Annotated in this window: 7 protein-coding genes and 1 pseudogene; 1 reads left to right on the top strand and 7 read right to left on the bottom strand. The window is 72.9% G+C overall.

All coding sequences use genetic code 11. The features are described 5' to 3' along the window. The 6 genes and pseudogenes from AB8Z75_RS24410 to AB8Z75_RS24385 all read right to left on the bottom strand — a co-directional run. Positions 1-277: pseudogene (locus AB8Z75_RS24410) on the bottom strand (hypothetical protein); the annotation flags it as partial. Further along, positions 262-1,470, bottom strand: coding sequence for a ParA family protein (locus AB8Z75_RS24405; protein ID WP_369205465.1), 1,209 nt, complete (start codon positions 1,468-1,470; stop codon positions 262-264). The pseudogene AB8Z75_RS24410 and the gene AB8Z75_RS24405, both read right to left, overlap by 16 nt. A gap of 393 nt (positions 1,471-1,863) precedes the next feature. After that, positions 1,864-2,988, bottom strand: a complete 1,125-nt coding sequence (gene ald, locus AB8Z75_RS24400) for an alanine dehydrogenase (protein WP_369205463.1) — start codon at positions 2,986-2,988, stop codon at positions 1,864-1,866. Between the two features lie 179 nt (positions 2,989-3,167). Further along, entirely contained in the window at positions 3,168-5,552 is a 2,385-nt protein-coding gene (locus tag AB8Z75_RS24395; protein ID WP_369205461.1) for an AAA family ATPase, read from the bottom strand. A 259-nt stretch (positions 5,553-5,811) separates the two neighbouring features. Continuing rightward, positions 5,812-6,450: an NUDIX domain-containing protein gene (locus AB8Z75_RS24390; protein WP_369205459.1), complete on the bottom strand. Its 639-nt coding sequence runs from the start codon at positions 6,448-6,450 to the stop codon at positions 5,812-5,814. A gap of 5 nt (positions 6,451-6,455) precedes the next feature. Continuing rightward, positions 6,456-8,105: a CTP synthase gene (locus tag AB8Z75_RS24385; RefSeq protein WP_369205457.1), complete on the bottom strand. Its 1,650-nt coding sequence runs from the start codon at positions 8,103-8,105 to the stop codon at positions 6,456-6,458. Between the two features lie 419 nt (positions 8,106-8,524). Here AB8Z75_RS24385 and AB8Z75_RS24380 point away from each other — a divergent pair, with 419 nt between their 5' ends. Beyond that, positions 8,525-10,357, top strand: a complete 1,833-nt coding sequence (locus tag AB8Z75_RS24380; protein WP_369205455.1) for a glycoside hydrolase family 15 protein — start codon at positions 8,525-8,527, stop codon at positions 10,355-10,357. 269 nt (positions 10,358-10,626) lie between these two features. Here AB8Z75_RS24380 and AB8Z75_RS24375 read toward each other — a convergent pair. Further along, a partial coding sequence (locus AB8Z75_RS24375; RefSeq protein WP_369205453.1) for a glycosyltransferase family 4 protein occupies positions 10,627-11,883 on the bottom strand: 1,257 nt, incomplete at its 5' end.

Here is an 11,883-nt window from a genome sequence, read left to right as displayed (position 1 = left end):
GGGATGGACGGCTCGCGGGCTCGGCCTGGCTGCCGGAGTCGTCGGCGGCGGTGTGGTCGCCGCTGTCGGACTCGGCCGCCGGCTCGGGGGACGGCGCGGGCACCTTCGGCGCGGTGGGCGAGGGGGCGCCGCCCGTTCGCGGGGGCGGCGCCGTCTCGCCGTTCACCTGGCCGACCTGTGCGGGCGGCCCCTGTTGCGGCGCCGACGGCTGGACCGCGGCGCCACCGGTCGTGCGGAACAATTCGTCGGCTGCCGGGAGACTCACTCGGCGTGGCACCGGGCGAGCACCTCCCTGGCGAGCTGGCGATAGGCGGCGGCGCCGACGGAGTTGGAGGCGTACGTCGTGATCGGTTCGCCCGCGACGGTCGTCTCCGGGAAGCGGACGGTGCGTCCGATGACCGTGTGGTAGACGTTGTTGTCGAACGCCTCGACGACGCGGGCGAGCACCTCACGGCTGTGCACGGTGCGCGAGTCGTACATCGTCGCCAGGATTCCGTCGAGCTCCAGCTCCGGATTGAGCCTCTCCTGGACCTTCTCGATCGTCTCGGTCAGCAGCGCGACACCGCGGAGCGCGAAGAACTCGCACTCCAGCGGAACGATCACCTTGTGCGCCGCGGTCAGCGCGTTGACGGTGAGCAGACCGAGCGAGGGCTGGCAGTCGATGACGATGAAGTCGTAGTCGCCCAGCAGCGGGCCGAGGGCGCGCTGGAGGGTGGACTCGCGGGCCACCTCGCTGACGAGCTGGACCTCGGCTGCCGACAGGTCGATGTTGCTGGGCAGCAGGTCCATCCCGGCGACCGCGGTCTTCAGCAGCACCTCGTCGGGGGCCAGGCCGCGTTCCATCAGGAGGTTGTAGACCGTCAGGTCCAGTTCCATCGGGTTGACGCCGAGGCCGACGGAGAGGGCGCCCTGCGGGTCGAAGTCGACCAGCAGCACGCGCCGCCCGTATTCCGCGAGTGCGGCGCCCAGGTTGATGGTGGAGGTCGTCTTGCCGACTCCGCCCTTCTGGTTGCACATCGCGATGATCTTCGCGGGGCCGTGCTCGTTGACCGGTCCGGGGATCGGGAAGTACGGCAGCGGGCGCCCGGTCGGGCCGATGCGTTCACGCCGCTGGCGCGCCGCGTCGGGCGCGAGCGTGGCCGCGTACTCCGGGTCGGGCTCGTACTCCGCGTCCGGGTCGTAGAAGTGCCCCTCGGGCAGTTCGCCGTAGTTGGGGTCGTAGTGCGGATCGGTGTAGTCGGCGAAACGCTCGGCGGACTGACCGTTCGTAGCGTCGCCGGCCGTGGCGTTCACGTGTTGGCCGTCCGTGCTCTGGTTGGCTGTCATGGTGTGCGTCGGGTTGTGGTGGGCTGCGAAGGTGCGGACAGCGACGGAGCCGACACCCTCGGGACCTGTGGGGCCCGAGGACCCCTGGCCGAGTGCAGGCGCTCCTGGTTGACCACCCCCGGGAGAAAATGTCGACTCGTTCACAAGTCGTCTTACCTCCTAAGGTGACCAGGAAATTTCTCGACTAGTCAGCGTGACACCATGCCGACGGTTGGCGACTCTATGGCGTGTCGGCGGTCCGCAGCAACACAATCCGCCGGAGACGGCACGATGTGTCGGTATGCGAGCACCCTTGTGTCAAGAGGCCCCCGGGTGACACCCGGGCCGATTCGGGGGTGGGCAAAACGGTGAGACAGTTACTTTTGCGGCGAATTGACGTTGCCGTGCGGGCGCATGACGACGTCACCGTCCGGACCTTCCACCAAGGTCCGGACGGTGACGTGATGTTGCTGACGTTGACCTGAGGGGTTGACCGGGCGGTGTGGCCGCGGCCCGGCCTCCCCGCCGCTTCCCGGCCCTCGCCGGGGTGCGCGCGCCTCAGCCGAGCAGAGAGGCGGTGTCCCGCACCGGCAGGCCGTGCGCCTCGCCGACGGAGGGGTAAGTGACCTCGCCGTCGTGGGTGTTGAGGCCCTTGGCGAGCGCCGGGTCGCGGCGCAGCGCCTCGCGCCAGCCGCGGCCCGCTACCTCCACGATGTAGGGCAGCGTCGCGTTGGTCAGCGCGTGCGTGGAGGTGTTCGGTACCGCGCCGGGCATGTTGGCGACGCAGTAGAAGACCGAGTCGTGCACCGGGAAGGTCGGCTCGGCGTGCGTGGTCGGCGTCGAGTCCTCGAAGCAGCCGCCCTGGTCGATCGCGATGTCGACAAGAACACTTCCGGGCTTCATCCGGGACACCAGGTCGTTGGTGACCAGCTTCGGGGCCTTGGCTCCGGGGATGAGGACGGCGCCGACGACCAGGTCGGCCTCCAGCACGGCGCGCTCCAGCTCGAAGGCGTTGGAGGCGACGGTGCGCACCCGGGTGCCGAAGATCCTGTCGGCCTCGCGGAGCTTGTTGACGTCCTTGTCGAGCAGCGTGACGTGGAAGCCGAGGCCGACGGCGATCTGGGTGGCGTTCCAGCCGGAGACACCGCCGCCGATGACGACCGCGCGGCCCGGGTCGACACCGGGCACACCGCCGGGCAGCACGCCGCGCCCGCCCGCCGAGGCCATCAGGTGGTAGGCGCCGACCTGCGGGGCGATGCGGCCCGCGACCTCGGACATCGGGGCGAGCAGCGGCAGCGTGCGGTTCGGCAGCTCGACCGTCTCGTAGGCGATGGCCGTGGTGCCCGCCTTGAGCAGCGCGTCCGTGCACTCCCGGGAGGCGGCCAGGTGCAGGTAGGTGAAGAGCGTCAGGTCCTTGCGGAGCCTGTGGTACTCCTCGGCGACCGGCTCCTTGACCTTGAGCAGCAGGTCGGCGGTGGCCCACACCTCGTCGGCGGTGTCCAGGACGGCGGCGCCTGCCGCGGTGTACTCGCCGTCGGGGATGGAGGAGCCCGCTCCGGCGTTCTTCTCGACGAACACCTGGTGGCCGTTCCGGACCAGTTCCATCACCCCGGCCGGGGTGATGGCGACGCGGAACTCGTTGTTCTTGACCTCGCGGGGGATACCGACCTTCACGTCGATCACGGTCCTTCACTCAGGGTGCAGAAGGCAGTAGAGACGCCGGGTCGCGCATGCTCGAAGACATCGGGGTACCGCGGCGAGACCAGTCTAATAAAGGAGGCTGAGCTGTCTAGCCTTACAAACGGTCGATCTTTTTCGCTATCGCTATACGTTTCGCAGGTTGCGAGGTGTCGGGCCCGGAGTCACGCGCCCGACGGCCGCTCCGTGGCCCCCGCGCGGCCTCCCGCGCGCCCGGCACCCGGTTCCGCTCGGCCCGCCGCGCCCTGCCGGCCCTCCGCGCCGACCGCCTGCGCACCGGCCCCCTCCCGGCTCGCCTCCCCGGCCGCCGCGCCGTCGAAGCGGGGCGGCGGCAGGGTGCCGAGCAGCCGTTCCGCCGCCGTACGGTGCCGCTGGGCCGCACGCAGATCGCCGACCCGCTCGCACACCCCGGCAGCACGCAGCTCCAGCGCCGCCGCGAGCCGCCCGTCCCCCGCGCCGCGCGCCGCCGACAGTGCCTGGTCGCACGAGCGCAGCGCCTCGTGCGGGCGCCCGGCGCACTCCTGCACGCGCGCGACCTCCGCCAGCGCACGCGCCTGCGCCGCCGGGTCGCGGAGCCTGCGGAACGCCGAGGCCGAAGCGCGCCAGGCACGCAGTGCCTCGTCCCAGTGCTCCGCGTAGGTGTGGACCGCCCCGATCCGGCCGTGGAGCCGCGCCGCGGCCTCACGGTCGGCGCGCTCCCCCCGGGTCAGCCGCAGCGCCAGCGCCCTGCCGTACCAGTCGGCGGCCCGCTCCCAGTCCTCCAGCTCGGCGTAGCCGCCGGCCAGCGACTCCATGGCACGCCCGGCCGCCCACTCGTCCTCCCCCTCCCGCGCGGCGTCCAGGGCCGCGCGGTAGCGCACCAGGGCGCCCTCGAAGCGGTCGGTGCCCGCGTCGAGGTCCCCCAGGTTGAGCAGCGCTGCCGCCCGCTCCCTGTGCATTCGGCCCCGCTCGGCCACCCGCAGCACCAACTCGTGCAGCCGGTAGAGCTCGGGCGCGGCCTCCTCGGGATCCCGGTGCGCGTCGAAGGCGCGGGCCAGCGCGGAGATCATCCGCCGGGCCAGCGTGTCCAGCTCGCCGCCGCCCTCCGCGACGGCCATCCGCGCCGCCGCGAGCAGCGCCGGACGCCGCGCCTGGAGCCAGGAGCGCGCCTCGCTGCGGTGTGCGAAACGCAGCCCACGCGGCATCCCTGCCAGTCTTTCGCGCCCCGGCGAACCGGCAGGCTCGCACACCGCACGGCACGCCTGGAGCTGACGCACCAGCCGCTCCAGCATCCGGGCCCGCGCCAGCATCGCGTCGGCGGGACGTTCGTGTGCCGCGAGTTCGGCGCGCAGCAGCGGATCCAGGCAGCCCGGCACCTGGTAGCGGTCCCCGCCCAGCGCGCGCAGCAGTCCGAGCCGTACGAACTCGTCCAGTGCCAGGCACGCCGTGCTCACCGAGCATCCGCCGAGCGACGACGCCGTCTGCGGGTCGACGCATCCGGCCGGAGCGAGCGCCAGCAGCCGCAACAGCCGCGCGGAGGAACGCGCCAGTGAGCCGTGCACCAGTTGGAACGCCCGCACGAGCGGCTCGGGGGTTCCCCGCGCGGTCGTCCGTTCGGCGCCGGTCGCCTCCCGCACCGGCACGGGAACGCCGGTCTCCGCGGTCTCGGCCGGCTCGCGCGCGGGTCCGGGTCCGGACTCCGCGGCGCCGCGCGCCCCGTCCGCCCCCTGTCCGGTGAGGCCGCCGCCGTCCTCCGGCTCTGCTCCCTCGGGTCCCGCGGCCACCTCGGCGAGGGCATTCGCGGCCTGCTGGACGGAGAGCATGGGGCGGGAGCCCAGCCAGCCCCCCATCAGCGTCAGCGCCGCGGGCAGGTCACCGCACTGCTCGGCGAGCGTCTCCGCGCTGCGCGGGTCCACCGTGAAGCGGGGTGAGGAACCCGCGTACCGGGCCAGCAGCGCCACGGAAGCGGACCGCTCCAGTCCCCCCAGGGTGCAGGGCCGTACGTCGGGTACGTCGGTCAGCGGGCCGGTCGCGACGGCGACGACGAGGCAGTCCCGGCCCCCCGGCACCAGGTCGAGAAGCTGCTCGGAGTCCGCGACGTCGTCCAGCAGCAGCACGGTGCGGCCCCGGTGGGTGAGGGCGGCACGGAAGGCCTCCGCGACGGCGGCCTCGTCCGCACCGGGCGCGGGCACCGCGTACTGGTACGGACGGGGAGCGGCCTGCCCGGCCGCACCGGGGCCGGGCGACGCGGCCAGCGCGGCCAGCAGGTCGCGGGCGGTGCGTTCGGTCGGCACGGGGGCGCCGCCCGGATCGGTGAGGCGGGCCCGCAGCACGCCGCCCGGGTAGCGGTCAGCGACCCGCCGGACGAACTCCTCCGCCAGAGCGGTACGGCCCGACCCGGGCGCGCCGGCGATCAGCAGAATGCGGCAGTGCGGCGGGGGCTGCCCGGCCAGTGTGTGCAGCCCGACGCGCTCGATGTCCTGGCGCAGTGCGCTCAGTTCGCGGCCGCGGCCCGTGAACGGGTGGGGGCTCGGCCCCGTCGCTGCGGGCTCCCCCGCCTGGTCTGTCACGGGCTACGCTCCCGTTCGCTGTTCACCTGGTGTGCGCGAGACGCATCACTGGCGAGCGTAGTTCACCGCGTACCGCGAGCCGGGGCCGACAATCGCCCCCACCGTCTCGAAAATCACCACACCGGCTCACACCCGCTCCTGAGAGGCAGGGAAGCACGCGGTACCGCCGTGGCCGGCTCACCCTCGCCGGGGCGGGCAGGCGGCCCCCCGGGGGCTCCTGAAGACCGGAGCCCCCAACAGGTGGGGGCGGCGCGTGGAGTTACCGCGCCTCGAACGGCCGGGCCGGCCACGGCGCCTGCGCCGCCCGCAGCGCCCCGGGGCCGCCCCCGCTCGCCAGCGCGGCGCTCAGCGCCAGGCACCCCACCACGAGGCAGTTGTTGTGCAGCTCACCGGCGAGGGCGCCGCGCACCAGCTCTTCCAGCGGAACACGCGCGACCTCCATGTCGGCCTCCTCCTCGGAGACCTCGAAGCGCTCGCCCTCGACCTCGGACAGCTGACGGGCGAGGAAGATGCGTACGGCCTCGTCGCTGCCGCCCGGGGTGGTGTAGACGTCGACGAGGACCCGCCAGTCCTCGGCCTTCGTGTGGGCCTCCTCGTACAGCTCGCGCTCCGCCGCGGCGAGCGGGTTCTCGCCGGGGACGTCGAGGAGCCCGGCGGGGATCTCCCACAGCTTCTCGCGCACGGGGTGCCGGTACTGGTTGACGACCAGCACGCGGTCCTGCTCGTCGAGGGCGAGGATGGCCACGGACCCGGGGTGGGTCTGGTAGTCGCGGCCGACGACGGAACCGTCGGGCATGACGACCTGGTCGGTGCGCACACCGGTCTTGTTGCCCTGGAACGGGGTGGAGGTCGCGGTGACCTCCCACTCCTCGGGCGTGTCGGAGATGCGGGTGGCCATGGTGCTCACTCTCCCTGCTGGCGCGCGACGGCGGCCTTGACCAGACCGGCGAACAGCSGGTGCGGCCGGGTGGGGCGGGAACGCAGCTCCGGGTGGGCCTGGGTGGCCACCAGGTAGGGGTGGACCTCGCGCGGGTACTCGACGTACTCGACCAGCTTGTTGTCCGGCGAGGTGCCGGAGAAGACGAGTCCCGCCTTCTTCTCCAGCTCGGTGCGGTAGTGGTTGTTGACCTCGTACCTGTGGCGGTGGCGCTCTTCGACGTAGGGCTCGTCGCCGTAGGCCTCGCGGACGAGGGAGCCCTCGGCGAGCTTGGCCGGGTACAGGCCCAGCCGCATGGTGCCGCCCATGTCGCCCTCGCCGGCGACGATGTCGAGCTGTTCCTCCATGGTGGAGATGACCGGGTGCGCGGTGGACTGGTCGAACTCGGTGGAGTTGGCGTCCGTGATGCCGGCCAGGTTGCGGGCGCCCTCGATGACGATGCACTGGAGGCCCAGGCACAGGCCGAGGAGGGGGACGCGGTTCTCGCGGGCGTAGGTGATGGCGCCGACCTTGCCGTCCACGCCGCGCTCGCCGAAGCCGCCGGGGATGCAGACGGCGTCGCAGTCGCCGAGCTGGCGTTTGGCGCCCTCGGGGGTGCGGCAGTCGTCGGAGGTGACCCACTTGATCTTCACGCGGGCCCGGTTGGCGAAGCCGCCGGCACGCAGCGCCTCGGTGACCGACAGGTAGGCGTCGGGCAGGTCGATGTACTTGCCGACCAGCGCGACGGTGACCTCGTGGTCGGGCTGGTGGACGCGGCGCAGCAGGTCCTCCCACTGGGTCCAGTCCACGTCGCGGAAGGGCAGGTCGAGCTTGCGCACGACGTAGGCGTCCAGGCCCTCGGAGTGCAGGACCTTGGGGATGTCGTAGATGGAGCGGGCGTCCTTGCAGGCGACGACGGCCGCGTCGTCCACGTCGCACATCAGCCCGATCTTGCGCTTGATGGAGACGGGCACGTCGCGGTCGGCCCGCAGCACGATCGCGTCGGGCTGGATGCCGATGTTGCGCAGCGCCGCGACGGAGTGCTGGGTGGGCTTGGTCTTCAGCTCGCCGGAGGGGCCGATGTAGGGCAGCAGCGAGATGTGGACGACGAAGACGTTGTCGCGGCCCACCTCGTGGCGGACCTGGCGGACGGCCTCCAGGAAGGGCAGCGACTCGATGTCGCCGACGGTGCCGCCGACCTCGGTGATGACGACGTCCACGTCGTCGGTGGCCATGCGGCGGATGCGGTTCTTGATCTCGTTGGTGATGTGCGGGATCACCTGCACGGTGTCGCCCAGGTACTCGCCGCGCCGCTCCTTGGCGATGACCGTGGAGTAGACCTGGCCCGTGGTGACGTTGGCGGTGCCGTCGAGGTCGACGTCGAGGAACCGCTCGTAGTGGCCGATGTCCAGGTCGGTCTCGGCGCCGTCGTTGGTGACGAACACCTCACCGTGCTGGAAGGGGTTCATCGTGCCGGGGTCGACGTTGAGGTAGGGGTCGAGCTTCTGCATGGTGACCCGCAGACCCCGGGCCTTGAGCAGGGCGCCCAGGCTGGAGGCGGTGAGCCCCTTGCCGAGCGAGGAGGCGACACCCCCGGTGACGAAGAGGTGCTTGGTCGTCATGGACGTAGGCGGCATGGCCAAGAGGGGGCTCCCGTGGTCGCTTGGTGGGGTGCGGAGGCTGCATCCTGGAGGGGTGTCCGTCCGGGTGGGGCCTCGCTGCGGTTCGGGGGGCTGGCGTCTCGAACACATCGCGTTCGCGGCCCACCGCTCCACGGGCTACCAGCGTAACAGTGCCGCTGGGGCGGTGCCGCTGCCGAGGTCGGCGGGGCGGCCGGGGAAGCCGTCACACGCGCCCCAGGGTGATGGTGGAGTCGCACCAGGTGAACGCGGTAGCGAAGGTCACCCCATCGGCGCACCCGGACTCTGCGGACCGTCGGGCGGAAGGGATCACAGCGTCGTATCCTGCACGGACACTTGCCAAGGACAGGCAGAAACACACAGGTCAACCAGCACGTCCCACGGGGGCGTCGCCGTTCGTTTTCGTTCGACTGGAGATGCACGTGGCTGGGCGCATCGAGGATTACGCACTCATCGGGGATATGCAGACAGCTGCCCTTGTGGGCAGAGACGGGGCGGTGGATTGGCTGTGCCTGCCCCGCTTCGACTCCCATGCCGTCTTCGCGGGCCTGCTCGGCACCGAGGAGCACGGTTTCTGGCGGGTGGGCCCCACCCACCCCGCGGGCGGCGACCCGCCACGGGCCGACCGCCGCCGGTACCGGGGGGACTCCCTCGTACTGGAGTCGGAATGGGACACCCCCAGGGGCACCGTCCGCATCATCGATTTCATGCCTCCGCGTGAGTCCCACGCACCGCAGCTGGTGCGGATCGTGGAGGGCGTCAGCGGCCGGGTGCGGATGCGCTCGTCGCTGCGGATGCGGTTCTCCTACGGCTGGGTCGTGCCGTGGGTGCACAAGCAGGGGCAGCGCACGGCCGCGGTCGCCGGGCCCGACTCCGTGTGGCTGGACACCGAGGTCGACAGCTACGGCAAGGATCTGACGACCTACTCCGACTTCACCGTCGGCCCCGGCGACCGGGTGGCGCTGACGATCAGCTGGGAGGCGTCGCACCGCGAGCCGCCGCCGCTTCCCGAGCCGGAGGAGGCGCTGCACACCACCGAGGAGTTCTGGCGCGACTGGGTCGAGACGTGCACGTACCACGGCCCCTACCGGGAGGCCGTGGTCCGGTCGCTGATCACGCTGAAGGCGCTCACCTACGCGCCGACCGGCGGGATCGTCGCCGCACCGACCACGTCGCTGCCCGAGGCGATCGGCGGAGAGCGGAACTGGGACTACCGCTTCACCTGGCTGCGGGACGCCGCCATCACCCTCTCCTCCCTGCTGCGCACCGGATACCGCGAGGAGGCCAGGGCCTGGCGCGAGTGGCTGCTGCGCGCGGTGGCCGGCGACCCGGAGAACCTCCAGATCATGTACGGCATCGCGGGCGAACGCGAGCTGTCCGAGGCCGAGTTGACCTGGCTGCCCGGCTATGAGAACTCCCAGCCGGTACGCGTCGGCAACGGCGCGGCCGGCCAGCTCCAACTGGACGTGTACGGCGAGGTCGTCGAGGCCCTGCATCTGGGCCACATGACGGGTCTGGCCCGCAACGACTACGCGCAGCTCCTTCAGCTGAAGCTCATCGGCTATCTGGAGGACCACTGGGACGAGCCGGACGAGGGCATCTGGGAGGTGCGCGGGCCGCGCCGGCACTTCGTCCACTCGAAGGTGATGGCCTGGGTGGCCGTCGACCGCACGGTCAAGATGATCGAGGCGGGCGACGTGGACGGCCCGGTCGAGCGCTGGCGCAACCTGCGCGAGGAGATCCACCGCGAGGTGTGCGAGAAGGGCTACGACAAGGAACGCAACACGTTCACGCAGTCCTACGGCTCCCAGGAGCTGGACGCCTCGCTGCTGCTGATCCCGCAGATGGGCTTCCTGCCGCCGGACGACAAGCGGGTCATCGGCACCATCGAGGCCATCCAGCGCGAGCTGTCGACCGAGGACGGTTTCGTGCTGCGTTACCCGACCAGCGCCGAGACCGGCCCGGACGGCGAGGCGTGCGAGAACGTGGACGGACTCGCCGGCGAGGAGGGTGCCTTCCTGGCCTGCTCGTTCTGGCTCGCCGACGATCTGGCGATGATCGGCCGGGTCGACGAGGCACGGAAGCTGTTCGAGAAGCTGCTGGCCCTCCGCAACGACGTGGGCCTGCTGGCGGAGGAGTGGGACTCGGCCGGCCAGCGGCAGGTGGGCAACTTCCCGCAGGCCTTCAGCCACGTCCCGCTGATCGACACCGCCCTGCGGCTGACCGCCTCCGGGGCCTACGGGGTCTGAGACGTCGGGGCCTTGGATCCACAGGTCCGGGGCCCGGCGGAATCCGAAGTGAGAGCGCCCGGGGTGCACAGGCGAACCGGGCGCACTGCTGTGTCTGCGGGGGCGTGGAGCCGCGCGGAGCCGCGTGGATGCTCCGGCGTGCGCCCCGCCCCCCGGTCTCGGGTCGTGCGGGCTGCGGGCTGCGGGCTGCGGGCTGCGGGCTGCGGGCTGCGGGCTGCGGGCTGCGGGCTGCGGGCTGGCGACGCTGCGGTGCGCGACGCCGTTTCGGGTCAGCGGCCGGCCGCGGTGCGGGTGAGTTCGTCGTAGAGGCTGAGGACCTGGGCCGCGGCGTCGTCCTCGTTCGGCCACGTACGGGCGCGGGCGCGGCCCGCCCTGGACAGTTCCGCGCGGCGGTCGTGATCGGTCAGCAGGGTCAGGACCGCGGCAGCCAGCGAGTCGGCGTCGCCCCAGGGCACCAGCACGGCGGCGTCCGAGACGAGTTCGGGAACGCCGCCGCCGTCGGCCGCCACCAGCGGCACGCCGGAGCGCAGGGCCTCCTGGGCGACCAAGGAGCGGCCCTGGCAGCGGCCCGGCACCAGCGCCACGTCCGCGCCCGCCAGCAGCCGCAGCGCGTCGTCGCGCCGTCCCAGCAGCCGGGCGGGCAGCGCTTCGCGGTCGATACGGCGCTGCAGCGCGGCCCGCTGCGGCCCCTCCCCCGCCAGGGCGAGCAGCGGTGGCGGGTCGAGCCTGCGCCAGGCGCGGGAGGCGGTCAGCGCCGTCTCGTGCCCGCGTCGGCCGTCGAGGCGTCCGACGGCCATGACCAGCGGCCGGTCGAGCGCGCCGAGGCCCGCACGCACCTTGTGACGCAGTGTCTCCGCGCCGTCCGCCGAGCCGTCGAGCGAGCCGTCCGCCGAGCCGTCTGGCGGACCGGCGTGCGGACCGGCGACGGGGATGGGGATGGGGGCCGGAGCCAGCCGCGCGTCGCGGGCGCCGCTGCGGCGCGCCGCGTCGACCAGCGCCGTGGTGGCGCCGAGCACGACGGTCGCCGCGCGGGCGACGCGCCGGGCCAGCAGCCTGGTCACCAGCTCGCGGGCGGCGTCGGCGCGAGTGGGGCGGGCGGGCCCTGGTCCGGGCGGGGCGTGCCAGGTGACGACGAGGGGGGTGCCCTGGCGCCCTGGGCCGAGCGCGAGGGCGGCCAGGAGCCCGGCGTGCGGCCCGTGTGCGTGGACGAGGTCGGCGTCCTGGCACGCGGCGCGCAGCGAGACGGCCGTCTCGGCTTCCGTGCGGCCCCGCAGCACCCGCACGTCCGCTCCGGTTCCGGTGAAGGCGTGCCGCAGCGCGGGGTCGTGCCGGGCGCAGACGGTGATCCGTGCGCCGCGGGCGGTCAGGCCCTGGGCGAGGGAGCGTGCGTAGGCCGTCGCGCCGGCCGAGGGGCACTCGCCGCCGTCCGGGCCGTCGGCGCCGCCCAGCACGTGCACCGCGTGCGTCGGCCGCGCGCCGACCGGTGACCGGCGCGGGGCGGGGGTGCGGCTCGGGCTCACGGCGGG

Source organism: Streptomyces sp. PU-14G, assembly GCF_041028275.1.
Classification (GTDB): Bacteria; Actinomycetota; Actinomycetes; order Streptomycetales; family Streptomycetaceae; genus Streptomyces.
The sequence above is the reverse complement of the archived record's forward strand: the minus strand, read 5'-3'. Positions and strand labels throughout refer to the sequence as shown.

What these genes read in the sequence shown, in the direction of transcription:
- AB8Z75_RS24380 (WP_369205455.1), top strand. Translation starts at nt 8,525, where the DNA reads ATGCACGTGGCTGGGCGCATCGAGGATTACGCACTCATCGGGGATATG.
- AB8Z75_RS24390 (WP_369205459.1), bottom strand. Translation starts at nt 6,450, where the DNA reads ATGGCCACCCGCATCTCCGACACGCCCGAGGAGTGGGAGGTCACCGCG.